General features: G+C 69.3%; 20 protein-coding genes and 1 tRNA gene. 7 read left to right on the top strand and 14 right to left on the bottom strand.

The genetic code is table 11. The features are described from left to right. From pknB to ACFFQA_RS21745, 7 genes are all read right to left on the bottom strand, one after another. Window positions 1–1,926 carry a Stk1 family PASTA domain-containing Ser/Thr kinase gene (gene pknB, locus ACFFQA_RS21775; RefSeq protein WP_377855097.1) on the bottom strand — a complete coding sequence of 642 codons (1,926 nt, stop codon included), beginning with the start codon at window positions 1,924–1,926 and terminating at the stop codon, window positions 1–3. Window positions 1,927–1,997: 71 nt separating this feature from the next. Beyond that, the gene (locus tag ACFFQA_RS21770; protein ID WP_377855094.1) at window positions 1,998–3,467 is read right to left on the bottom strand and encodes a serine/threonine-protein kinase; all 1,470 of its coding nucleotides are present in this window, start codon (window positions 3,465–3,467) and stop codon (window positions 1,998–2,000) included. Window positions 3,468–3,470: 3 nt separating this feature from the next. Beyond that, window positions 3,471–4,940: a peptidoglycan D,D-transpeptidase FtsI family protein gene (locus tag ACFFQA_RS21765; protein WP_377855092.1), complete on the bottom strand. Its 1,470-nt coding sequence runs from the start codon at window positions 4,938–4,940 to the stop codon at window positions 3,471–3,473. After that, a complete protein-coding gene (locus ACFFQA_RS21760; RefSeq protein WP_377855090.1) occupies window positions 4,937–6,403 on the bottom strand; it encodes an FtsW/RodA/SpoVE family cell cycle protein in 1,467 nt (488 codons plus the stop codon). The genes ACFFQA_RS21765 and ACFFQA_RS21760 overlap by 4 nt, the downstream gene beginning before the upstream one ends. Continuing rightward, window positions 6,403–7,812, bottom strand: a complete 1,410-nt coding sequence (locus ACFFQA_RS21755; protein ID WP_377855088.1) for a PP2C family protein-serine/threonine phosphatase — start codon at window positions 7,810–7,812, stop codon at window positions 6,403–6,405. Before ACFFQA_RS21755 ends, ACFFQA_RS21760 begins: the two co-directional genes overlap by 1 nt. Continuing rightward, on the bottom strand, window positions 7,809–8,270 hold the full coding sequence (locus ACFFQA_RS21750) for an FHA domain-containing protein FhaB/FipA (protein ID WP_377855085.1): 462 nt from the start codon (window positions 8,268–8,270) through the stop codon (window positions 7,809–7,811). The genes ACFFQA_RS21755 and ACFFQA_RS21750 overlap by 4 nt, the downstream gene beginning before the upstream one ends. Window positions 8,271–8,320: 50 nt before the next feature. Next, window positions 8,321–9,592, bottom strand: coding sequence for an FHA domain-containing protein (locus ACFFQA_RS21745; protein WP_377855082.1), 1,272 nt, complete (start codon window positions 9,590–9,592; stop codon window positions 8,321–8,323). A 201-nt stretch (window positions 9,593–9,793) separates the two neighbouring features. Here ACFFQA_RS21745 and ACFFQA_RS21740 point away from each other — a divergent pair. From ACFFQA_RS21740 to ACFFQA_RS21730, 3 genes are all read left to right on the top strand, one after another. Beyond that, window positions 9,794–9,879: transfer RNA gene (locus ACFFQA_RS21740), tRNA-Leu, on the top strand. Between the two features lie 442 nt (window positions 9,880–10,321). Further along, the gene (locus ACFFQA_RS21735; RefSeq protein WP_377855080.1) at window positions 10,322–11,794 is read left to right on the top strand and encodes a family 43 glycosylhydrolase; all 1,473 of its coding nucleotides are present in this window, start codon (window positions 10,322–10,324) and stop codon (window positions 11,792–11,794) included. A gap of 436 nt (window positions 11,795–12,230) precedes the next feature. Then, entirely contained in the window at window positions 12,231–12,854 is a 624-nt protein-coding gene (locus tag ACFFQA_RS21730) for a hypothetical protein (RefSeq protein ID WP_377855078.1), read from the top strand. An 18-nt stretch (window positions 12,855–12,872) separates the two neighbouring features. Here the strand turns inward: ACFFQA_RS21730 and ACFFQA_RS21725 are convergent, their stop codons facing one another. Beyond that, on the bottom strand, window positions 12,873–14,195 hold the full coding sequence (locus ACFFQA_RS21725; protein WP_377855075.1) for a D-arabinono-1,4-lactone oxidase: 1,323 nt from the start codon (window positions 14,193–14,195) through the stop codon (window positions 12,873–12,875). 89 nt (window positions 14,196–14,284) lie between these two features. Here ACFFQA_RS21725 and ACFFQA_RS21720 point away from each other — a divergent pair, with 89 nt between their 5' ends. Further along, window positions 14,285–15,493: an amino acid deaminase/aldolase gene (locus ACFFQA_RS21720; protein ID WP_377855072.1), complete on the top strand. Its 1,209-nt coding sequence runs from the start codon at window positions 14,285–14,287 to the stop codon at window positions 15,491–15,493. Between the two features lie 9 nt (window positions 15,494–15,502). On the opposite strand, the gene ACFFQA_RS21715 is transcribed toward ACFFQA_RS21720, so the two are convergent. The 3 genes from ACFFQA_RS21715 to ACFFQA_RS21705 form a co-directional block, all read right to left on the bottom strand. After that, entirely contained in the window at window positions 15,503–16,117 is a 615-nt protein-coding gene (locus tag ACFFQA_RS21715) for a TetR/AcrR family transcriptional regulator (RefSeq protein WP_377855069.1), read from the bottom strand. A 1,212-nt stretch (window positions 16,118–17,329) separates the two neighbouring features. Beyond that, a complete protein-coding gene (locus tag ACFFQA_RS21710) occupies window positions 17,330–17,659 on the bottom strand; it encodes a hypothetical protein (protein WP_030427917.1) in 330 nt (109 codons plus the stop codon). Between the two features lie 10 nt (window positions 17,660–17,669). Then, window positions 17,670–17,942, bottom strand: a complete 273-nt coding sequence (locus tag ACFFQA_RS21705) for a hypothetical protein (protein ID WP_377855065.1) — start codon at window positions 17,940–17,942, stop codon at window positions 17,670–17,672. Window positions 17,943–18,183: 241 nt separating this feature from the next. Here ACFFQA_RS21705 and ACFFQA_RS21700 point away from each other — a divergent pair, with 241 nt between their 5' ends. From ACFFQA_RS21700 to ACFFQA_RS21690, 3 genes are all read left to right on the top strand, one after another. Next, window positions 18,184–19,611: an NsdA family TPR-like regulatory protein gene (locus ACFFQA_RS21700; RefSeq protein ID WP_377855062.1), complete on the top strand. Its 1,428-nt coding sequence runs from the start codon at window positions 18,184–18,186 to the stop codon at window positions 19,609–19,611. Then, window positions 19,608–20,522, top strand: coding sequence for a phosphotransferase enzyme family protein (locus ACFFQA_RS21695; RefSeq protein ID WP_377855059.1), 915 nt, complete (start codon window positions 19,608–19,610; stop codon window positions 20,520–20,522). The genes ACFFQA_RS21700 and ACFFQA_RS21695 overlap by 4 nt, the downstream gene beginning before the upstream one ends. A gap of 203 nt (window positions 20,523–20,725) precedes the next feature. Continuing rightward, window positions 20,726–21,031, top strand: a complete 306-nt coding sequence (locus ACFFQA_RS21690; RefSeq protein WP_377855938.1) for a hypothetical protein — start codon at window positions 20,726–20,728, stop codon at window positions 21,029–21,031. A 95-nt stretch (window positions 21,032–21,126) separates the two neighbouring features. On the opposite strand, the gene ACFFQA_RS21685 is transcribed toward ACFFQA_RS21690, so the two are convergent. From ACFFQA_RS21685 to ACFFQA_RS21675, 3 genes are read right to left on the bottom strand one after another with little or no spacing between them, the layout of a single operon-like run. Further along, window positions 21,127–22,149 (bottom strand): CopD family protein, encoded by a 1,023-nt coding sequence (locus tag ACFFQA_RS21685; protein ID WP_377855057.1) that lies wholly within the window; start codon window positions 22,147–22,149, stop codon window positions 21,127–21,129. A 5-nt stretch (window positions 22,150–22,154) separates the two neighbouring features. Further along, a complete protein-coding gene (locus tag ACFFQA_RS21680) occupies window positions 22,155–22,724 on the bottom strand; it encodes a copper resistance CopC family protein (RefSeq protein WP_377855054.1) in 570 nt (189 codons plus the stop codon). Next, on the bottom strand, window positions 22,721–23,449 hold the full coding sequence (locus ACFFQA_RS21675; protein ID WP_377855052.1) for a YcnI family copper-binding membrane protein: 729 nt from the start codon (window positions 23,447–23,449) through the stop codon (window positions 22,721–22,723). The genes ACFFQA_RS21680 and ACFFQA_RS21675 overlap by 4 nt, the downstream gene beginning before the upstream one ends. Window positions 23,450–23,475 lie beyond the last annotated feature (26 nt).

Here is a 23,475-nt window from a genome sequence, read left to right as displayed (position 1 = left end):
TCAGCGTGAGCTGGGTGGGTTGAGGCTGCCCACCTGCACGTCGATCGTGGCGTTCTTGCTCACCGACTGACCGGCCGCAGGTGACTGGTCCTGGACCTTGCCCACCGTCGTCAGGTCGTCCGCGGTGACCTGCGTCTGCTTGAACGTGCCGTTCCAGCCGTACTCCGAGCGCAGCAGGCTCTCCGCCTGGCTCGGCGACTTGTACTCCAGGTTCGGCATCTTGAACTGGTCGCCCTTGGACACCGTGAGCGTGATCTTCGTGCCCTGCGCGATCCTGCCGCTGCGCGGGCTCTGGTCGATCACCTTGCCCTTGGGCTCGGACGAGCTCTCGGACTTCTCCTCGACGACGAACTTGAGGTCCTCGAGGTTCTTGCGCGCCGTGGCGACGTCCTGGCCGCGCAGGTCCGGCACCTGGGCCTTGTCCTGGGCTTTGCCGAGGGTGATCTTCACCGACGTGCCCTTCGCCACCTGGGTGCCCGACTCCGGTGACTGCTTGACCACCTTGTCGACCTGGGAGCTGTCGTCGGTGACCTGGGTGTCGGTGCTGGAGCTCAGGGTCAGGCCGAGGCCGGTGAGCAGCTTCGACGCCTCGTCGCTGGACTTGCCGGTCAGCGACGGCACCGACACCTGCTCCGGGCCGCTGCCCACGCGCAGCCGCACGGTGGAGCCCTTGGCGACCATCGTGCCGCCGGGCGGGATGGTGTCGATGACCCGGTTGCGGCTGGCGTCGTCGGAGGCGACCAGCTCGACGACGGGGTTGAGACCGCGCGCCCGCAGCTGGTCCGTCGCCGGGCCCTGGGCCATCGACTTCAGATCGGTGGGGATCTGGATCTCCTCGGCGTTCTTGTCGCCGAACATCAGACTGGAGATCCACACCGTCAGCGCGAGCACTGCCACGAACAAGCCGGTGATCAGCGCGATCCTGGTCGCCCGGCGCCGCCGCGCGTCGCGGTCGTCGTCATCGGGGTCGTCGGACAGCGAGTTCGGCCGGTGCCGACCGGAGCTGAGCACCTCGGTGGCCGCCGAGCTCTTGCTCATCATGGCGGTGCGCTCGTCCTCGCTCATCACCATCGGCGCCATGGGCCGCTGGCCGGAGAGCACCCGCACCAGGTCGCCGCGCATCTCGCCGGAGGACTGGTAGCGGTTGGCCGGGTTCTTGCTCATCGCCTTGAGCACGATGGCGTCGAGGACCTGCGGCACCTGAGGGTTGAGCGACGACGGAGGCTTGGGCTCCTCGCGCACGTGCTGGTAGGCGACCGCGACCGGGGAGTCGCCCGTGAACGGCGGTTCGCCGGTGAGCAGCTCGAACAGGACGCAGCCCGCGGCGTAGACGTCGCTGCGCGCGTCGACGGCCTCACCACGCGCCTGCTCCGGGGAGAGGTACTGCGCGGTTCCTATCACCGCCGCGGTCTGCGTGACCGCGGCTTGGCCGTCGGCGACGGCGCGCGCGATGCCGAAGTCCATCACCTTCACCGCGCCGCCCCGCGTGATCATCACGTTCGCGGGCTTGACGTCGCGGTGCACGATGCCGTGCCGGTGGCTGAAGTCCAGTGCCGCGCAGACGTCGGCCATGACCTCCATGGCTCTGCGGCCGTGCAGGGGGCCTTCCGTCTTCACGATGTCGCGGAGTGTCTTGCCGTCGACGAACTCCATGACGATGTACGGCAGCGGCCCGTGCTCGGCCTGTGTCTCACCCGTGTCGTAGACGGCGACGATCGCCGGGTGGTTCAAGGACGCGGCGTTCTGGGCCTCACGCCGAAACCGAATCTGGAACTGCGGGTCACGGGCGAGGTCGGCGCGCAGCACCTTGATTGCCACGTCGCGGCCAAGACGGACGTCCTTGCCCTTGTGGACCTCCGACATGCCGCCGTAGCCGAGCGTCTCACCCAGCTCGTAGCGGTTGGAGAGCAGTCGCGGAGTGCTCATCGGTGCGTCGTCCCACTCCTCGTCAAGAAACTTCTCATCATGCTTACTGTCTGTCCTCGCCCCGACACGCGTTAGCCACCTGGTTCAGATTCACAACGCAGTGTGATTCGGTCACCGACCCGCACCTGTCCGGAGGGCACCATCTCAGTGACGGTGCACCGGTTCAAATCGGTTGGCTGGCTACCGGACTCGTTTCGGATGTCAGAGTCAATGCCCAACCGGGTCAGCTTGGCAACTGCCTCACTTGCCGGTCGGTTGAGGTACTCGGCGGCGTCAAGCCGTACCAGAGTGCCCGGTTGCGCTCCGTCCTCGTGAGCGGGGTAGCCGGAGGGGGCCTGGTGGTGCTGTCCCGATGCGCTGTTCGGTGCGCCGGTCAGCGACATGCGGGGATAGATCGGCTCGCGCAGCAGCCACACGCACAAACCGATCAGCGCGACAACGAGCAGGATGATCGCCACCCAGAGCCCGAGCCGACGGGGTTTCCCGCCAGGCGGCAAGGGCATGCCTGGCGGCGGGTAGCTGCCGGGGCCGTGGCCGAGCGAGACCATCGCCGGACCGCTCATGGGGGCCGCGTGCTGCGGCGGCTGTGGTGGCAGCGGTTGCAGTTGCTGCTGGGGGAGCACCGGAGCGGCCATCAGCGGGACACCGGTCACCGGGGTCACCGTGGCGCTGGACATGCCGATCCCCGACGGCGGGGGTAGCGGCCGGCCCGAGCGAACCGCGGCGACCGCGCCCGCGAACTCCCCGCCGCTGCGGTAGCGCTGCCACGGGTCCTTCACCAGCGTCGCCTCGACCAGCATGCGCGCGTGGTGCGGCACGTCCGGCGGCAGCGGGGGCGGCACGTCGCGGATGTGCATCATCGCGACCGTCACCGCGTTGTCCGACAGGAACGGCCGGTGCCCGGCGAGGCACTCGTAGCCGACCACGGCCAGTGAGTACACGTCGCTGGCCGGCTCCGCCTCGCCGCCGAGCGCCTGCTCCGGGGCGATGTAGTGGGCGGTGCCCATGACCATGCCGGAGCGGGTCACGGGTGCCGCGTCGGCGGCCTTGGCGATGCCGAAGTCGGTCAGCTTCACCTTGCCAGCCGGGGTGACCATGATGTTGCCCGGCTTCACGTCGCGGTGCACGAACCCGCGCTCGTGCGCGGCCTGCAACGCCTCACCGGCCTGTTCGAGCACGTCCAGCGTGCGGTCGGCGGCCAGCCTGCCCTCCTTGGCCAGGATGGTGGCCAGCGGTTCGCCCTCGACCAGCTCCATCACCAGGTAGGCGGTGTCCTCGGGACCGTCGGGCACGGCGGCCGTCTCGCCGTAGTCGTGCACCGAGGCGATGCCCGGGTGGTTCAGCGACGCGGTCATCCGCGCCTCGCTGCGGAAGCGGTGGAGGAACTCCGCGTCGCCGCAGAGCTCCGCCTTCAGCACCTTCACGGCGACTCTGCGGTCCAGCCGGGTGTCCGCTGCCTCCCAGACCTCGCCCATCCCGCCCACGGCGATGCGCCTGCCGAGCCGGTAGCGGTCGGCGAGCAACTGGCCGGAGGTGAGCACGGCTCAGCCACCTTCCAGCCCGGCGCGGATCACCGCGCGGCCGATCGGGGCCGCAACGGAACCGCCGGTGGCCTCCAGACCCCGGTCGCCGCCGTCCTCGACCATCACCACGACCGCGATCTTCGGCTTGTCCGCGGGAGCGAAGGCCACGTACCAGGCGTGCGGCTTGGTCTGCTTGGGGTTCGCCCCGTGCTCGGCCGTACCGGTCTTGGAGGCGATGACCACGTTGGACATCTTGCCGCTGCCCTGGGTGCGCTCCTCCGACTTGATCATCATCTGCTTGAGCGTCTCGGCGGAGCTGCTCGACATCGCTCGGCCGGCCTGCTTGGGGTCGACCTCGTCGAGCACGCTCACGTCGTGGGTGACGATCCGCTTCTTCAGCTGCGGCTCCATCCGCATGCCACCGTTGGCGACGGTGGCCGCCACCACGAGGTCCTGCAGCGGGGTCAGCTTCACGTCGCGCTGGCCGATGCCGGTCTGGTACAGCGCCGACTTGTCCGGGATGTCCCCGAGCGTGGACGGCACGACGCTCATCGGGATCTTGAGGTCCTGCTCGCCGATGCCGAACTTCTCGGCCTGGCGGCGCAGCTTGTCCTCACCGATCTGCCCGGCGAGCTCGGCGAACGCGGTGTTGCACGAGCGCGCGAGCGCCTCCTCCAGTGAGGCGGTCTGCCCGCTGCCGCACCGGTTGCCGTCGAAGTTCTCCAACCGGGTGCTGGTGCCCGGCAGCGTGATGTTCGGCGCTGCGGTGAGCTGGGTGTCCTTGGTCATCCCGTTCTCGAGCGCCGCGGCGGCCACCACCAGCTTGAACGTCGACCCCGGCGGGTAGTTCTCCGAGATCGCCCGGTTCAGCATGGGCTTGTCCTTGTCCTGCGACAGCTCCTTCCACGCCTGCTGCCGCGCCGCCACGTCGTGGCTGGCCACTCGGTTCGGGTCGTAGGACGGGGTGCTGACCATGCCGAGGATCTCGCCGGTGTCGGGCCGCATCGCCACCACGGAGCCGGTGAAGCCCTTGTCCGTCATGGCCTTGTAGGCGGCCTGCTGGATCCTGGGGTTGATCGTCGTCTCGACGTTGGCGCCCTTGGGGTCCCTGCCGGTGATCAGGTCGGAGAGCCTGCGCACGAACAGGGTGCTGTCCGAGCCGTTGAGCACGTCGTCCTCGGCCCGCTCCAGCTGGGTCGAGGAGTAGCTGACCGAGTAGAAGCCGGTGACCGGCGCGTACATCGGCCCTTCTGGGTACTTGCGCAGGAACCGCAGCTTGGTGTTGGTCTCCTCGGAGGTGGCGATCACCCCGCCCCCGGCTGTGATGATCTTGCCGCGTTCCCTGGAGTACGCCTCCAGCAGCACCCGGGTGTTGCGCGGGTCCTTGCGGTAGTCGTCGCCCTTGATCACCTGCACGTAGGTGGCGTTGGCGAGCAGCAGGACGATCATGCCCATCATCGCGAGGGCGACGCGGCGCAGGGGAGTGTTCACGTCGGACGCTCCACGAGCACGGTGCTGGCCTCCGCGATCGGCGCTTGGGGCTGCTTCGGGCCCTTCGGCGTCTGCGGGGCGGGGCGGCGGGCGGCGTCGGAGATCCGCAGCAGCAACGCGACCAGCGCGTAGTTGGCGATCAGCGAGGAGCCGCCGTGGGAGAGGAACGGCGCGGTCAGACCGGTGAGCGGGATCAGCTTGGTGACACCGCCGACGACGATGAACACCTGCCAGCACACCGCGAAGGCCAGGCCGCCCGCGAGCAGCTTGCCGAAGGTGTCCCGGACAGCGAGCGCGCTGCGCAGGCCGCGCATGACCAGCAGCAGGTAGACCATCAGCAGCGCGGCGAGGCCGATGAAACCGAGCTCCTCACCGATCGCGGCGATGATGAAGTCGCTCTGCGAGAACGTCACGAGCTCGGGCCGTCCCGCGCCGATCCCGGTTCCGGCCACCCCGCCGGTGCCGAGGCTGAACAGGGACTGGCTGATCTGGAAGCCCTTGTTGCTGTAGTCGGCGAACGGGTCGAGCCAGGTGGTCACGCGCGTCTGCACGTGCGAGAACAGCTGGTAGGCGACCAGGCAGCCGCCGACGAAGAAGGACAGGCCGATGACCAGCCACGCCACCCGCTCGGTGGCGATGTAGAGCATCACCAGCACGATGCCGAAGAACAGCAGCGAGGTGCCGAGGTCCTTCTCCAGCACCAGGACGCCGACCGAGAGCGCCCACGCGAGCAGCAGCGGCGCGAGGTCGCGGGCGCGCGGCAGCTCCATGCCCGCGAACGTGCGGCCCGCGGCCATGAACAGGTCGCGCTTGGACACCAGGAAGGCCGCGAAGAAGATCAGCAGCAGGATCTTGGCGAACTCACCCGGCTGGATCGACAGGCCGGGCAGCCGAAGCCAGATCTTCGCGCCGTTGACCTCGGAGAGGCTCGACGGCAGCAGACCGGGCAACGCGAGCGCGACGAGGCCGACGAGGCCCGCCGTGTAGCCGTACTTCGCCAGCATCCGGTGATCGCGGACCAGCCACATCACCGCGGCGAACAGCACGAGGCCCGCGGCGGTCCACACCACCTGCTTCGGTGCGGACTCGCTGGGGATGAACCGCGAGCCGAGCTCCTTGGCCCGCGCGATCACCGCGGGGTCCAGCCGGTTGATCATCACCAGGCCCAGCCCGTTGATCAGCGCGACGCACGGCAGGATCAGCGGGTCGGCGTACGGCGCCCACTTGCGCACCGCGAGGTGCGCGAGGCCGAACAGGCCCATGAACGCCGCGCCGTAGTACAGGATCTCGCTGGTGAGCTCCTGCTCCTGGTTGGCGTCCGAGAGCGCGAGCGCGATCGTGACCAGCGCGGCCGCGAAGCCGAGCATGGCCAGTTCGGTGCCGCGCCTCGTCTGGACCTGAGGCGCCTGCGGCGTGCTCACCGGCCCCAAGCTGGGGTTCGTTCCGGCTGCCGGACGCCCCATCAGCCCACCGTCCGGCAGTCCACACCCGGCGTCGGCCGCAACGTCGGCGAGAGCTGGGTGGCGTTCGGGTCCTGCGGGTTGTTCGGGTCCTGCGGTGGCGTCGTGGTCGTCGGGGGGACCTGCGACCCGCCGGGGTTCTGGCCCTGGCCCGGCGTCTGGACCTGGCCGGCCGGGCACGCGGGCAGCAGCCAGTCCAGCCGCAACCGGCGGACCGCCATCCTCGCGCCGTCGATGCCCTCGACCTTGTCGTTGGTGATGCCGTTGCGCACGAGGTCCTTGCCGAGGCTCTTGAGGTCCTTCAGCGTGACCTCCTCACACGGCTGGGCGGCGTCCGGCGCGCAGGAGCCCTCGACCTCGCGGTGCAGCTTGAACCCGAGGATCTCGCCGCGCAGTCCCTGGAAGATCGCGACCTTCTCCTGCTCGTTGACCCCGACGTAGTACTGCTGGAGCACCCACCAGCGCAGCACGAAGCCACCGCCGGTGAGCAGTGCCAGCACCAGGACCGTGATCAGGAAGCCGCGCAGCTTGCTCTTGCGCTTCGGCGGCGGGGGAGTCTCCATCTCCACCCGCTGCGGCGCGTTGTTGCGCTGTGGGTTGATCGCGCTCGCCCGCGCCGCCGGGGTGTCCGGCGGGGGTGGGTCCTCGCTGCCGTCACCGGCAGCGCCACCGACGATCGGAGCGTCCTCGCCGTAGTCGACGTCGACGACGTCCGCCACGATGCAGGTCACGTTGTCCGGCCCGCCGCTGCGCAGCGCCAGCTCGATGAGCCGGTCGGCGCACGCCTGCGGGTCGGGGATGCGCATCGCGTCGTCCAGGGTCTCCTGGCTCACCGGACCGGAAAGGCCGTCGGAGCACAGCAGGAAGCGGTCGCCCGCCCTGGCCTCCCGGATCGCGAAGCTCGGCTCCACCTCGTGCCCGGTCAGGGCCCGCAGCAGCAGTGAGCGCTGCGGATGGGTGGTCGCCTCCTCCTCGGTGATCCGGCCCTCGTCGATCAGCGACTGGACGAAGGTGTCGTCGTGGGTGATCTGGGAGAAGGTGCCGTCGCGCAGCAGGTACGCCCGCGAGTCACCGACGTGCACCAGACCGAGCTTGTTGCCCGCGAACAGGACGGCGGTGAGCGTGGTGCCCATGCCCTCCAGCTCGGGGTCGGTCTGCACCAGTTCCGAGATGGCCGCGTTGCCCGCGATCACCGCGTCCCTGAGCTGGCCGATCAGGTCGTCGCCTGGCTCGTCGTCGTCGAGCGGGGCCATGGCGGCGATGACGACCTTGCTCGCGACCTCACCAGCGGCATGGCCGCCCATGCCGTCGGCGAGTGCGAGCACACGGGGGCCCGCGTACACGGAGTCCTGGTTGTTGGAACGCACCAGGCCCCGGTCGCTGCGGGCCGCATAACGAAGGACGAGGGTCATGAACGCAGCTCGATCACCGTCTTACCGATGCGGATCGGTACGCCGAGCGGGACCCGGATGGGTGCCGTGACCTTCGCCCGGTCTAGATATGTTCCGTTGGTGGAGCCTAGGTCCTCGACGTACCAGTCCGTCCCCCGGAGGGACAGTCTCGCGTGCCGGGTGGACGCGTAGTCGTCATCGAGCACGACCGTGGAGTCGTCAGCGCGGCCGATCAAGATCGGCCGCCCGTCGAGGGAGATCCTGGTCCCCGCAAGCGCCCCATGCGTGACGACGAGCTGACGTGGTTGTTTGCCACGGGCCTGCTGCTTCCCGGAGGAGCGGCGGAACCCTGGCATGGAGACCCGGATGCCGGATGCGGCGTACAGGTCGGAGCGGACGACACGCAGCGCAGCCAACACGAACAACCAGAGCAGGGCAAGGAACCCTGCTCTGGTCAGCTGCATCACCAGATCTGGCACCTGTTGTGTTCGCTCCTGCCTCGTGCGACCGCGTCGTCGTGGAGTTGGGATCAGCCCTGGGCGCGGAACACCAGGGAGGAATGACCGATGCGGATCACGTCACCATCGGCCAGCTGCCAAGCCTGGGCGGGGTTGGAGTTCACCGTGGATCCGTTGGTCGACCCGAGGTCCGCCAGCATGGCGTTCTGACCGTCCCAGGTGATCTCCAAATGACGGCGCGACACGCCGGTGTCCGGAAGGCGGAAATCCGCGTCCTGGCCGCGACCGATCACGTTGGAGCCCTGCTTCAGCGTGTAGTTCCGGTTCGAGCCGTCGTCGAGCTGGAGCGTCGCGGTCAGCTGGCGCGGAGCGCCACCACCGACGGCGGGCGGGGCGTAGCCCTGCTGCTGCCCGTAACCCTGGTCGTAGCCGCCCTGCTGGCCGTAACCCTGGTCGTAGCCGCCCTGCTGGGGCTGCTGGCCGTAGCCCTGGTCATAGCCCTGCTGGGGCTGCTGCCCATAGCCCTGGTCGTAGCCCTGCTGGCCGTAGCCGCCCTGCTGGGGCTGCTGCCCGTAGCCCTGGTCGTAACCCTGCTGGGGCTGCTGCCCATAGCCCTGGTCGTATCCACCCTGCTGCGGCGGCTGCTGGCCGTAGCCCTGGTCGTAGCCGCCCTGCTGGGGGTGCTGTTCGTAGCCGGGCTGGGCGGGCTGGCCGTAGCCCTGCTGCTGGTCGTAGCCGTACTGACCGCCGTAGTTCGGGTCGTAGCCGCCCTGCTGGGGCTGCTGCTGACCGTAGTTGGGGTCCTGTCCGTACTGGCCCTGCTGCTGGCCGTAGCCCTGGTCGTAGCCGTACTGACCCTGCTGCGGCGGGTGCTGCTGGGCGTACCGGTCGCCCTCGGGGTACTGGCCGGGTGGCTGGCTCATGGGTCGGTCTCCTGCGGTACGAGGTGGTGCCGGCCGTCGGGTCGGCGCTGCGTCTGGGTCGACTGACGAGCTGGTACGGAACTGTCCGGTGTGCAGCGTCTCAGAACGCTCCATGGAGACTACGACGTCACCGTATGTATCCCACCCGTGCTCGGCCAGATGCTCGTTGATGCAGTCCGCGAGCAGTTGGCTCACTCGCTGTTCATCCGAGGCGAGGCGGTCGAAGTCGGCTGGGCCCAGTCTGACGACGTAGTGGTTGGGAGCGAGCAGACGCCCTCCGGCGAGCTCCTTGATGTTGTCGTCGGCCTCTCGCTCTAGGGCCTGCGCCACCTCCTGCGGTACGACTTTGCCTCCGAACACGCGCGCGAACGTATTGCCGATCACACCTTCCAAGCGGCGCTCGAAGCGCTGCAGGCCCACGACAACCCTCCACGTGAAGTGTTCCTCGAAACGTCAGTCCTAGGACGCGTGACCATGGTCGCCCGTTCCTCGGTCCGACGCTTCTCCCCACCGATCGTATCCGGGTCCCCGCGGCGGCACAGGGGGCGTTTTGCAACCCACCGGGGGGTGCGTGCTAGGCTTCCGCCGCACCACAAAGCACGACAACAAAACAGAAGTTCTGGGCAAGTGGCGGAATGGCAGACGCGCACGGTTCAGGTCCGTGTGTCCGAAAGGACGTGGGGGTTCAACTCCCCCCTTGCCCACCAGAGCGAAACCCCCGGTCGACGCCGGGGGTTTTCTCTTTTTCCGGAACTCGGCCACAGAACTCGACGTCCGAGTCGTCCCTGGTGGGGCGTTCGGGACCGGTTGTCATCGGCGTTGGGGTGTTTGCAGAAGAGGGCGGCTGCGCGCTCTGCGTCGGCTCCGCCGCCAACGCCGGGACGGACCGGGCTCCGGCTGTTCGTGCCCGGCCCCGGTCCGCTCTCGGCGAACCCGGACGGGCCGTCCGAATGATTCGAGGTCAGCAGGAGCCTCGGGCGCTCAGCCGGTTGTGACGTAGGAGAAACGTCTCGTCGAGACCGGGTCGGGCCACCCCGGCTCCACAGCGCTTCCCGGGAGCGACACCCCCGACATTTCCAATCTGGATCAAGGGTGAGACAGATCACTACCCTGGGGAGGTTAGGTCTCTGCTCTTGCACCGGGGGAGCCATGCACGGTTGGGGATCACGTCTTTCGGCACTGCTCGCGGCCGTCGCTCTGCTGGTCCTCGTCGCTCCGCCGCGGCACCAGGCGCAGGCGGCACCCGGCGAGGTCGTGTCGATCCGCTCGCACAACTTCCCGAACGCCTACTTCCGGCACGCCAACGGGGTCGGCCGCCTCGTCGACGTCCTCACCGGCAGCGACGAGCTGACCAAGGAGGACTCGACCTGGGAGATCGTGCCCGGACTCGCGGGCAGCTGCCTCTCGCTGGAGTCCCGCAACTTCAAGTTCCACTACCTCCGGCACCGCAACGGCGAGGTGGTGCTGGAGCGGTACTCCTCGGACAACGCCTTCCGCCAGGACGCCACCTTCTGCCGCGTCGCGGGTCTGGCCGATCCCGGCGGGTTCTCGTTGCGCGCCCTCCAGTTCCCCAACGCCTATCTGAGGCACGCCTTCGGGGTGCTGCGGCTCGCCGACAACGACGGCGGTGAGCTCTTCCGGCAGGACGCGACCTTCCACACCAGGACCCCGTGGCTGACCGGCCGGTTCTACAACCCGATCCTGACAACGGCCGCCGACCCGAGCATGGCGATCCACAACGGCCAGTACCACCTGGTGCAGGGCGACTTCTACAACGCCGACGACATCGTCATCCGCCGGTCGTCCACTGTGGAGGGAATCCGGTCGGCCGAGTCGGTGGTGGTGTGGCGCCACCCCGCCTGCCCCGCCCCGGCCTGCAAGGAGATCTGGGCGCCGGAGCTGCAACGGATCGGCGACCGCTGGTGGATCTTCTTCACCGGCCAGAACGGCTCCGGGGGGCACACCCACCGGATGTACGCGCTCCGTTCGACCGGGACCGACCCCATGGGCCCCTACGACTACCTCGGTGAGCAACGGCTGCCCGGCGACACGTGGGGCATCGACGGCACCTACCTGACCCACCAGGGACAGAACTACTACCTGTGGTCCGGCTGGGAGAGCCAGAGCGAGAACCGGGTCCAGCACCTCTACATCGTTCGGATGTCGGACCCGATGACGCCGAGCGGCGACCGCGTCCGCATCTCCTCGCCGACGCAACCGTGGGAGACCGTGCCCAACAACCTCGGCATCCTCGTCAACGAGGGACCCCAGCCGATCACCGCGCCCAACGGCAGGCTGTCGGTGGTGTACTCCGCCAACGGCAGCTTCACCAACGACTACTGCCTCGGCAGGCTCACCCTCAACGGCGACCCGATGAACCCCGCCTCGTGGACCAAGTCCGGCGGCTGCGTCTTCTCCGGGCGCGACACCGCGACCTCGCCCGGCCACAACGGCTTCCTCACCATCAACGGCAGGCCGTGGATCGTCTACCACGCGAACATGGACCCGGGCACCGGCTGGGGTGGGCGCAGCATCCGCGTGCAGCCGATGTCCTTCGACTCCGGCGGGCTGCCGGTGCTGGGCGTCCCGATCCCCGTTCACCAGGGAATTCCTCTGCCCTGACCGGTCGTCGGAACGGCGACCGGTCAGCCTCGGCCGATGAGCGGTTGAGCGGTGGCCGGTCGTCCCCGCGACCCCGGTCGGTCGGCGGCGGTCCGGTGGGACCGCCGCCCACCTGCACGCCCTTTCCGGGCCTTGCGCCGAGTGGACCAATGCCCGACGGAATGCGGTGTCGGCGGTCTGACCTGCTTTTCGTCGGCGGGCGGCAGTCGGCTCCCGGTGCTCACACGAACGGCCGCACAGCCGGGCTGAAGTCGGAATGCCGTTCATCGACCGGTCACCGCTCGCGTCGGGCCGCCGGTCGCAGCAACCCCGGTTTCATGGATACGTCCCACCCGCGGTCCTGGTACTCCAGTTACTGCAAACAAATGCCGCCGCGGATTCCGAGCAGTACCAGAATGCGGAATCGAGCGGTGAAAGCCGAGGGGAGGCGAAGCGCGTGAGCCGCACTACTGGGCAGACGGCGGTCGATGGAGGTTTCCACGTCCTGCCCACCCGGGCGGTCCCCCCGGTCGAATTACCAGCTCCATCGGAGCACCTCGCGGCGCGGGCCGCGGAGCTGCTCGGCTGGAGCGGCATCATGCTGCCGCCGATGACGCTGCTGGGCCGCAAGGTCATCGTGGTCGCCGAGCTGCTGACCGCGGAGCACGCCGAGCGCGTGTGCCTCGGCGCGCCGCCGGTGACCGACCGCACCACGGTCTCCACCTGGGTGTGGCCGGAGATGGCCGGACGGGTGCCGCCCGCCGCCGTCCGCATCGTCGGCGTGATCGCGGTTTCCCGGCACTGGCGCAGCGCGCTCACCTCGGCCGTGCCGTTCGCCAGGTTCACCAACGCCGCCGTGGTGGTTCCGTCCACTGTGGCCGGTGCGGACGACTTCCTGCTCAACTGCCTCATGCGGGCCCGGCAGTACGGCGTCGCCGTCGCCACCGCCGATGAGCGCGACGGGGTCGAGCTGGCCATGCCCGCCCGTGCCGAGCAGCCCGCGGTGGACCTGCAGGAGTCCATGATCCGCTGGATGCACGAAATGGTGTACGAGCAGCTGCTCGCCACTGTTCCCGCCTGAATTCTTTCCCCGGTCCCCTCAGATTTCTCCCAGAACCCGGTCCAGGTAGGCGTTGCGGAATCGGCCCGTCGGGTCGAGCTTCGCGCGAACGCGGCGGAAGTCCTCGAACCTCGGATACCGACCGGTCAGTATTTCAGCGTCGAGCTGGTGCATTTTGCCCCAGTGCGGGCGTCCACCGACCGCGCTGACAACGGACTCGAAGACCTCGAACCAATGCCGGTACGGCATACCCACGAACTGGTGCACCGCGATGTAGGCGCTGTCCCGTCCGTACGCGGTGGACAACCACACGTCATCGGCGGCGGCGACCCGGACCTCGACCGGGAACATCACCGGGTGCTCCAGACCCGGGAGCGCGGACCGAAGCTCGCGCAGCACGTCGCAGACCGCCTCGCGGGGCACTGCGTACTCCGACTCCACGAATCGCACCTGGCGGTCGGTGGCGAAGACCCGATGCGAGCGGTCGCTGTAGGACCTGGCGGACAACAGCTCCGAGGACATCCTGTTCAACGGGCGCACCAGGCTCGGCACGGCTCGGCCCAGCCGGCAGAGCGTGCCGAAGGCCAGGTTCTCCATCACCCGGTACTCCCAGTACTTCCGCGCCGGGCTCAGCGGCGTGCACTCGCTGCCCTCCGGAAGCCGGTTGTTCCGCTTGACGAGCGCCTTGCCGCCGTAGGGAAACCAGTAGAACTCGAAGTGGTCGTTGCCCTCGGCGAGCTCGTCGAAGCGCTCCAGCACCTCTTCCAGCGGCGACGGGTACTCGTGCGCCTCAAGCGCGTACGCGGGCTCGCAGCGCAGGGTCACCGTGCTGAGCACGCCCAACGCGCCGAGACCGACTCGCGCCGCGGCGAACTCGTCGGGGTTCTCCTCCGCGGAGCAGCGCAACGTCGAACCGTCGGCCAGGACCAGCTCCAGCGCCTCGACCTGGGTCGCCAGCCCACCGAAGCGGGCGCCGGTGCCGTGGGTCCCGGTGGAGATCGCGCCCGCGACCGTCTGCCGGTCGATGTCGCCGAGGTTCGTCATGGCCAGCCCGATCCGGTCGAGCTCGGAGTTGAGCTGGTGCAGCGGCGTTCCCGCGCGCACCGTCACCAGACCGGTGCCGGTGTCCGCAGCGACCACGCCGTTGCACTTGGCGAGGTCGATCGCCAGCCCGTCGGTCGCGGCGATCGAGGTGAAGGAGTGCCCGCTGCCGACCGCGCGCACGGTCAGCCCCTCCCGCTCGGCGTCCCTGATCGCCTCGGCGATCTCCTCGACGTCTCGTGGCCGGACCGTTCTCCTGGGCCGCGCCGAGGCGGTGCCCGCCCAGTTCGTCCACGTGGCAGTGGCGGAGCGTGCGTGCATCACTACCCTCCGTCGCGCAAGTCTCGGGTGCAGCCGAAATTACGTGAGATGAATTCACATTACAAGGTTTTGGCCTTACCGTGAATAACGTGCCTCCTACTGGACTGCGTGCGCGCTACGACTCGCTGACCGTCGAGCTCGATCCGCCGTTCGCGCTGGTCGACCTCGAAGCGTTCCGCTCCAACGCTCAGGAGCTGCTCCGACGGGCCAACGACAGGCCCATCCGGGTCGCGAGCAAGTCGGTTCGCTGCCGGGAGCTGCTCACCCAGGTGCTGGCGATGCCAGGCTTCTCCGGCGTGATGGCGTACTCGCTCGCCGAGGCCCTGTGGCTGTTCGAAGAGGGGGTCACCGACGACCTGCTCGTGGGCTACCCGACCGCCGACCGCGGCGCGCTGCGCGCGCTCGCCAAGGACGACGCCGCACTGGCCGCGATCACGATCATGGTCGACGACGTCGCACAGCTGGACCTCGTCACGGACGCGCTCGGCGTCGGCCACCCGAAGGTGCGGGTGTGCATCGAGCTCGACGCGTCGTGGCGGCCGCTGGCCCGGATCGGCCAGGACTGGCCGCACGTCGGGGTCCGCCGCTCGCCGGTGCACACCCCGCTGGACGCGGCGGCGCTGGCGCGGGAGGTGTTGCGGCGCCCGGGTTTCTCGCTGGTCGGCGTGATGGCCTACGAGGCGCAGATCGCCGGGCTCGGCGACGCGCCGGAAGGCAAGCCGCTGCGTGCCGCGGCGGTCCGGATGATGCAACGGCGCTCCTTCGTCGAGCTCGCGGAACGCCGCGCGGCCGCGGTGGCCGCCGTCCGGGCGCTCACTCCGCTGGAGTTCGTCAACGGCGGTGGCACCGGCAGCCTGGAGCGGACCTCCACCGAGGACGCGGTGACCGAGCTGGCCGCGGGCTCCGGGCTGCTCGCACCGACGCTTTTCGACTCCTACCAGGCGTTCCGGCTGCGCCCGGCCGCGCTGTTCGCGCTGCCGGTGGTGCGCAGACCCGCCAGTGGTGTGGCCACCGTGTTCGGCGGCGGGTACCTGGCGTCCGGTCCGGTCGGCAGCGACCGGTTGCCGACCCCGTACCTGCCGGAGGGCCTGCGGCTCACCGGCACGGAGGCCGCGGGCGAGGTGCAGACCCCGTTGCTGGGGGCGGTCGCCGACGAGCTCGTCGTCGGCGACCGGGTGTGGTTCCGGCACGCCAAGGCGGGTGAGCTCGCCGAGCGGTTCGCCCAGTTCCATCTGCTTGACTCCGGCGGGCTCACCACGGTCCCGACCTACCGTGGTGAGCAACGCTGCTTCGGCTGAGGTGGCGGTTCAGCCGATGCGCTTGGAGAGGTACTCCCTGATCAGTTCCTTGGCCTCGGCGATGAGCACGGCGTCGCCGTCGGGGTCCCTGCGGAAGGCCAGCTTCAACACGCTGTCGGCCGCCTCTATCGCCACGGCCATCGGCGTGGCCACCTGGCTCTCGGGGAAGCCGAATCGCTCGGTGATCAGCGCGGACAACCGCTCGCCGATGACCGTGTTGTTGTCCCGCTGCTCGTCCATCAGGTGCGGGTCGACGACGTCGCCGAAGTGCACCCGGCGGAAGGCGGGCAGGTCCCGGTGCATCGACACGTAGATGTCGAAGACCGAGTCGACCACCTGCCACCAGTCGTCGAACTGCCGCTCGGCGAAGCGCTGTCCGACCTCGTTCATGAAGCGGTCCAGGTTGCGCAGGGTGAGCGCCTGCACGACCGCGCGCTTGTCCGGGAAGAACTGGTAGAGCGAGCCGACCGCGACACCCGCGCGTTCCGCGATCAGGGTCGTGGTGACCCCGTCATAGCCAACCTCGGCGATCAGGTCCGCGCAGGCGTCCAGCATTCGTTCCACCCTGCGCGCACTGCGCTGCTGCACTGGACGGCGACGCAGCGGTGTGACGTCGGCGGGCACGGCTACTCCTTACTTTGGGGGCGCGCGCGTCCAAGGGCGGCGAACATGAACACGATTCGCGTAGCTCGGACGTGCCTACTGTATGGATGGATGTCGGCTCCTGGGGACGTGAACCCCGCCGCCGTGGGTGGTGCTGTGGCCGGTCCAGTCGTCCCACTAGTTTCCCGGCGACTTCCTTCGGGCCCGTGGTACTTCCGCCGATCAGGTGGAAGGCCCGGTCCGGGCGGTATGGACGGTCCGTTCGGTTGGGGGAACCTTTGCTGTCACAACGGGTAGGACGCACGAGGTAACCACAGAAGCCAACCCCTGTGATCACCACCACCGTTACCTGGACGTCATCTTTCCGAAGCATGTCAAGGGGGCGGTTGGTTACCGTCCGTCCATCTTTCGGTTCACGGCCAAGGTCGGGAAACGGGGTTTCCGGGCACCCCGCTGCCTCGGCTTTTACGATCAAGATCGCAACGACTTTCGGATATGGGCTGCTGTACCCGCTGTTACGTCGTGGCGCCGGGTTGCGTTGCCTCGCCGTGATCCCGTCATCGGCCCGGAGCAACGCCGCGGGGCGCGTTTGCATACCGATTACGCCGCGTTGCACCCCGTGCCGAACAAGGACTGGGCATGTCGACGGATTCCGCTCAGTGAGGCAGCAAGGATCACTCGAATGGGTGACAAATTTGTGGGTCTTGCTCCCGAACGGGTGACGCCAACTCGGGCAGTTGCGACTGCTCTGCTCCGTCTGGGCCGGGCGCCTCCGGGTGGGCGAACGGGCATCGCGAGCCCGGAGTCGGGCAGGTGGCCGTTGCGGGGCCCGCAAGGCGGCTGTTCGGCGCGACCTAACGACCATCTGGCTCTGCTCACCGCCTCCAAGATCGAATGTAAAATTCAACTGGTCAACTGACCAATAAGCATGACAGAAAAAAACCCGGCGCTCGCGGGAGGTGAGCGCCGGGTTTCCCTTACCGCGGGGGGACGGGAGTTGGAATTCCGCGAGCCGGTGCCGGTCGGGGGGAGGGGAGTGCAATACGGCACCGGCCCGCGGAGGTCTGTGTAGTTGTGCGGTACCTCGTTTTCTCCTGTGGTGCTTCGTGGCCCGGTGGTCCAGGTCCGGGTCGGTCGGGGGTTCGCCCGGACCCGGACCACCAGCCACGGGGCGGTCTCCTGGCTCCTGCGCTCGGGGGGCGCGGCTCGACAGGACCGCCGTGTTGTCCTCGCCTAGGACACCTTCGCGACGGGCTGAGCCGTCCGCAGGTGCCTGGCAGGACGTGGCGCGAGGCCGCCGGCGACGAGGTGCTCGTAAGCCGCGCGCCACACCGAACACGGTGCCTTCTGTTGGCGCCAACGGGTCGAGCACTCGGGGCAGTTGCCCCGCTCGTCGGGCTCGTGGGCGGCGAGCATGGCCCGCCAGCCCTCGGTGAGCCTGGGCAGTTCGGAGCGGGCTACGGACAACAGGGACGGGGCGTCCGCGCGGTCGGCCAGCTCGGTGAGCATGTCGAGCCGCTCCCAAACCGCGTTGCGCAACACCTGACCCAGAATCTCGTCCACAGCTCCACCGTCACCTTTCCGCCTGCTCGGCGGCCTCGCGCAGAGCTGACCTGAGCTGGGAAACCTCGCCCTGGCACAGCACCGCAGTCTCGCCGGGGGGTCCGACGAGGAGAACTCTGTCCCGCTCAACGACCACGGTGAGGCTGCGGTGCCGGTTGGCCACGTCGCGGCAGCCGATCAGCCACTCGCGACGGGAGCCACCCTGGCCGACCGCGGTGGACGAGGCGGGCGTGACGGGGGTCTTGCCGCCGGTGGCGGCTCCCGTCTGCTCGGCCAGCTCCACGATCCCGGTGTCCCTCCGTGTTCGTTCACTTACAGGAACTAAGGTTGCGGGGAGTCGAACCGAAACGGGGACTTTCAGCGCCGATCGGCGTCAGTTCCACGGTGAGCGGCATCTCAACTTCGGTCGGACCGATCAGGAGATAGGTCGGGGCGGCCAGCGCGGGCGATCGGCACTTCACCGGCGCGCGGAGATGCCCTTACCCTTCGAATGACGCCCGTCGGACCGTAAAAGGGGGCGCTTAATGAACACCATCGGTTCCCAAGGCTCTCCTGTTACTCCCGAGGTGTGGGAGCAGCAGGAGATGCGGGACGCGCTGGCGGCGCGGGACATCTCCTCGGTGTACCGGCTGCTGCGCAGGCATGGGGTTTCCCAGCGTCAGATCGCAGCGCTGACGGGTCAGTCACAGTCCGAGGTCTCGGAGATCCTCAAGGGTCGCCAGGTCATGGCCTATGACGTGCTGGCCAGGATCGCCGACGGCCTCGACGTACCGAGGGGCTACATGGGCCTCGCGTACGACGGGGGCACGGCCATGAGGGTGGTCGGTCCTCCCGACGACCCCCAGGCCGAGGAGGAAGAGTCGGTGAAGCGACGCATGTTCCTAGCCCACGCCGCCGCGATCACCATGGGCGCGTCGGTGTTCGGCGACAACAAGGGGCACTGGGTCACCAACCCGACGCAGACCCCCGCCCGTGAACGCATCGGCAAGACCGACGTCCAGCAGGTCGAGGCCGCGACCAAGGCGCTGCGCGCGCTGGACTACCAGTACGGCGGCGGAACCTGCCGCGACGCGGTGGTCGCCCAGCTCTCCTGGGCCGAGCAGCTGCTGCGCGCCGACGCGGCGGACCCGGTCCGGCGCAGGCTCCAGCTGGCGCTCGCCGACCTGCACAGCCTGGCGGGCTGGACCTCCTTCGACACCGGCATGCTCGACCCGGCCCGCAACCACTTCGGCAAGGCGCTGCAGTTCGCCAAGCACAGTGAGCACAACGAGCTGGTCGCGAACATCCTCTACCGGATGGGCCGGGTCTACCTGCACTACGAGGCGCCCAACGACGCGCTCAAGCTCTTCCAGCTCGGCCAGCTCGCCGCGCAGGACTCCGGTTCCGCACTGACCGTCGCCGTGCTCTGCGCCAACGAGGCGTGGGCCTACGCGATGATGGGCAAGCGCGACCAGGCCATGAAGATGGTGGGCAGGACCAAGGACGAGTTCGCCCGCGCCGACTTCGCCACCGCGCCGGACTGGGTCAAGTTCTTCACCGTCAACGACCTGCACGGCATGATCGGCTCGGTGCACCACTCGCTGGCGGGCATCGAGGAGTTCCGCGCCAAGCACGCGCCGCTCGCCGTCGCCGAGCTGATCAAGTGCACCCAGGGCTACGAGTCCGACATGAAGCGCACCCACGTGTTCGGCCTCAGCATGCTGGCCGCCGACCACATCCGCGCGGGCGACGTCGACCAGGGCCTGCGCGTCGGCCGGGTCGCCTTCGACATGGGTGAGGGCGTGAACTCGGTCCGGGTCGCCGACCGGATGAACCACATGCAGGAAGAGTCGGCGAAGTACCAGCACATCGGCGATGCGAAGGAACTCGCCGGTGACGTCCAGCAGTTCCGGCTGCGCACCGGCTCCCCGCACTTCCGGGGCAAGCTCGCGCCCGGGAATCCCAGTACGTGACGGTCGACGTGCAGGCGGGGACGAGCGGGCGCTACACCCGCGCGAAGCTCGCCACGGTGTTGCGGGCCATCTGCGACGCGGTGGGGCTGGACCCGAGGGGCGCGCGACTGCTGCGTTTCGTCAACAACGCGGTCTTCCAGCTCGCCGCCCAGCCTGTCGTGGTTCGCATCGTCCTCTCCCCGTCCCTTCGGCATAGAGCTGACAACGTTGTCAAGGCCGCAACGTGGCTCGCCGAGCACGATGTGCCCGCCGTGCGGCTGTTGCCCGGCGTCGCGCAGCCGGTCGAGGTGGACGGCCACCTCGCCACGCTCTGGCAGTCCGTTCCCGAGAACGGCCCGGCGCCGACCGGCTTCGACCTGGCGCGGCTGCTGCGCCGGATGCACGAGCTGCCGCACGCGCCGTTCTCCTTCGACCGGTGGGAGCCGCTGCGGGACGTGCGGCGCAGGCTCGCCGACGCGGAGGAGCTCGACACCGGCGACCGGGACTTCCTGGAGCTGCGCGTCGACGAGGTCGAGGAGGAGCTCGCCTCGCTGCGCTTCCCGATGCGCCAGGGCGTGATCCACGGGGACGCGCACCTCGGCAACCTGATCTCCGGCAGCACCGGGATGCTGCTGTGCGACCTGGACTCGGTCTGCGTCGGCCCGCGCGAGTGGGACCTGACGCCCTTGGCCGTCGGCATGCTGCGGTTCGGCCACGGCACCGAGCGGTACCGGGCGCTCATGCGCGGCTACGGCTTCGACGTGACCCGCTGGCCCGGCTTCCGGGTGCTGCGGCAGGTGCGTGAGCTCAAGCTCACCACCGGCGTGCTGCCGATCCTGCGTAGTAACCCGGATGTACGCAGCGAGTTGGCCCGTAGGCTGAAAACGTTTCGTTCGGGTGACATGTCAGCCAAATGGACGCCCTACCAGTGAGCTGCTCGGCGGCTATGCTCACCACCTTGTGGACGATGCCAAGCATGACAATCGTTCCCCAGAATGAGTTTGTCCGTAACGCAATCCTTCTGTAGGACGACATACGGACGTCAAGGGAATGTCAAGACCCGCGCTTTGATTACCGTCTGTGACGGGCGGTTTCTCTCGGCGAGTCACGGTGTGTGCACAGCGGAGGGGTGGAGATGGTGTTGGGCATCGGTGGGCTCACAGGCAAGAAGTGGCACAGTCGCCGCGCGCTGCAGGCCGCGGAGATGCTGGACGAGGTCGTTGACAGCCAGCTGCCGCTGGTGACCGAGCTGTCCGAGGAGAGCAGGCGCCGATCTGCCGAGTACCTGTCCGAGCTGGTCATGCTCGCGCAGGACTACCGGCACTTCGCGGCGGGCTGGATCGACCAGGCTGAGCTGGAGCGGCGCGGCAACGCCACCGTCGCGCGCCTTGAGCAGCTCAGCAAGCACCGTTCCCCTGCCCGGTTGACCGAGCAGGACTGAGACCCAGGGACCGTTCGGCGACGTGGGGGCGCTGACGAACGGCAACCGACCGACTTCGACCGGGTGGGGACCTCCGTGTTCACCCCACCCACCTCCTAGCCTGGCGCTGCTCGGCCCAGCGCCGCGCCGAACCCGACCGCCAGGGCCATGACCAGCAGTTCCGCTGTGATCCACAGCGCGAGGACCAGCCGCGAGCGCGTCGAGGCGCCCGGCGAGAGCCCCGGCAGCAGCCGGAAGCGCACGTGGGCGCCGAGCGCCCCGAGGCCCGTCAGCAAGGCTGCCTTGATCATCACCAGCCAGCCGTAGCCGGTGCCCGTCAGCGCGTGGACCAGCGATCCGTCGCCCCGCGCGGTGAGCTGGACGGCCGCGCTCACCACACCGCTGACCGCGACCGCCGTCAGACAGCACGCGGCCAGTCGTGAGAACTTCGGCAGCACGCTCGCCAGCAGCGCTCTGCGCGGCGCCACCAGCACGAACACCGCCAGCAGGCCACCGGCCCACGCGGCCGCGGCGAGCACGTGCACGGCCGTGGCCAGCATCGCCAGCGTGTGGTGCGCGGAGCTGGCGGAGTGACCGGTCAGCGGCAGTGCGACCACGCCGAGCAGCGCGACCACCGCGGGCAGTTCGACCGGCACGGATCGGCTACGCAAGGTGACGAAACTGAGTGCGGAGAAGCCGAGGCCGCAGGCGATGGTCACGAGGAGTGCTCGACCACTGCTGACCTGGGCGGAGTACGCCATCAGCTCGTCGACGTGCAGCGCTAGGCCGTTCGGGGAGAGCTCAGCCGCCTGCCACCAGACCAGCGCCAGTGTGGCGAGCACCCAGACCGCGCCGAGCACCACGCCGGCCCGGTAGGCGGTCGCCACCGTCGCGGCGGCCCTGCGCTCACCGCGCAGCAGCCAGCCGACGACGCCGACGCCCACCGCCGCGACTCCGACGGCGTCCACCAGCAGCCGCAGCACCGGCAGGCTGGTGCGCACGAGGCCGCCGCCGGGCAGGCCGGGCAGCGGCGGCGGAGCGGTGACGGCGGCTCCTGCGAGCACGCTCGCGACCGCCGCCACCAGCAACCCCGGCAGCAGCGCTGCGGGTCTGACCTGTGCGGACTCCTTCTCGGACAAGCCGATCAGTTTCGGGAGTCCGGGCTCCGGCCGAGCCGGAGCGCGACGACGACACCGCCAGCGAGCAGTACGGCGGCGCCGACGAACCACGGCCACACCGGCACGCCGTCGTCCTGCGGGGCTTCACGCCCGCTGGCCTGGGTGGCCGTGGTGGACGCCGACGACGGTTCGGCACTGGACGAGACGGGCTTGCCCGGCCCCTCCTTGGTCAGCCGGAACGACAGCTTGTCGCCGACCGGGTGGCCGTCGGCGGAGAGGATCCGGAAGGCGATGGTGTACTCGCCCGCCGGTCCGAGCGGTCCCGAGGGCACGGTCACCGTCGTGTTCTCCACGGTCGGTGTGCCGGTCTGCCAGCGGGTGCCGCCGGGGCCGGTCAGGGTCACCGTGTTCACGCTCTCGGCGGCCTGGACCTGCTGGTCGAAGATCAGCTTCAGCTCGGTCGGACTGGTCTCGACCTGCGCGTCCTTCTTGGGGCTGCTGTCGACGAGGATGTTGTGGGCCAGAGCGGGGCCTGCGCCCGCGACCAGCGCCAGCCCGCTCACCAGCAGCACGCCCAGGGTGCGGGCGAGCCTCATGCCGAGGTCCCTCCGCCCGCACGGCGGCCGCGCATGATCGCGCCGATGCCGAACCCGACCCCGAGCGCGCCGACCACCAGGCCCGCTCCGCCGAGCAGCCGGGCGGTGTTGTCCGCGGTCTCGGTGGACGCGGCGTGTTCGGTGGCGGGGGCCGAGCCGCCGTGCGAGTGCGAGCCGCCCGCGGCCGCGGCGGACTTGGTCAGCTTGAGCACCGGGGCGGGGCGGTCCGGCTCGGCGCCGTCCGTCGGCGGCGCGTCCCACTTCACGACCTTGCCGTCGTCGTAGGTCTGGGTGGTCGGCAGCACGAGCTTGTCGGTGTTCTCCGGCAGCTTGCCCAGGGAGACCTCGAACTCGCCGAACTCGTTGTTGCCGATCTTGGTGCCGGGCTCGGCGGTCCAGGTGATCGTGCGCACCGCCTCGGTGATCTTGGTGCCGTGCGAGTCGATCGGCGTTGGCAGCGGCGCCTTGGTGACCTCGGCCTTCCACCCCGGGACGGGCCTGGTGCGCACCGAGGTCAACGGGTGCTCGGCGGGCAGGGTCACCTCCAGCTTGACCGTGCCCGCGGTGGCGGACTCGTTGGGCACCCGGAAGGCGATCTTGGTGTAGCTGCCCTGCTCGGCCGTTCCCGGCTGGGCGGTGACATGGGCGAGGGCAGGTCCCGCGGTGAGCAGCGTGGCCGCGCCGGCGATCGCGAGCGCGCCGAGTACGCGTCGATGTGTCGACATATCTACTGAAGCTCCTGAAGCCGATG

It is taken from the genome of Allokutzneria oryzae (assembly GCF_042429765.1).
Classification (GTDB): Bacteria; Actinomycetota; Actinomycetes; order Mycobacteriales; family Pseudonocardiaceae; genus Allokutzneria; species Allokutzneria oryzae.
This window is presented reverse-complemented; position numbering and strand designations above follow the sequence as displayed.

Coding starts and splice junctions, on each gene's coding strand:
- ACFFQA_RS21690 (WP_377855938.1), top strand. CDS start 20,726: ATGGTGTTGGGCATCGGTGGGCTCACAGGCAAGAAGTGGCACAGTCGC.
- ACFFQA_RS21735 (WP_377855080.1), top strand. CDS start 10,322: ATGCACGGTTGGGGATCACGTCTTTCGGCACTGCTCGCGGCCGTCGCT.
- ACFFQA_RS21700 (WP_377855062.1), top strand. CDS start 18,184: ATGAACACCATCGGTTCCCAAGGCTCTCCTGTTACTCCCGAGGTGTGG.
- ACFFQA_RS21725 (WP_377855075.1), bottom strand. CDS start 14,195: ATGCACGCACGCTCCGCCACTGCCACGTGGACGAACTGGGCGGGCACC.
- ACFFQA_RS21675 (WP_377855052.1), bottom strand. CDS start 23,449: ATGTCGACACATCGACGCGTACTCGGCGCGCTCGCGATCGCCGGCGCG.
- ACFFQA_RS21755 (WP_377855088.1), bottom strand. CDS start 7,812: ATGACCCTCGTCCTTCGTTATGCGGCCCGCAGCGACCGGGGCCTGGTG.
- ACFFQA_RS21680 (WP_377855054.1), bottom strand. CDS start 22,724: ATGAGGCTCGCCCGCACCCTGGGCGTGCTGCTGGTGAGCGGGCTGGCG.
- pknB (WP_377855097.1), bottom strand. CDS start 1,926: ATGAGCACTCCGCGACTGCTCTCCAACCGCTACGAGCTGGGTGAGACG.
- ACFFQA_RS21760 (WP_377855090.1), bottom strand. CDS start 6,403: ATGGGGCGTCCGGCAGCCGGAACGAACCCCAGCTTGGGGCCGGTGAGC.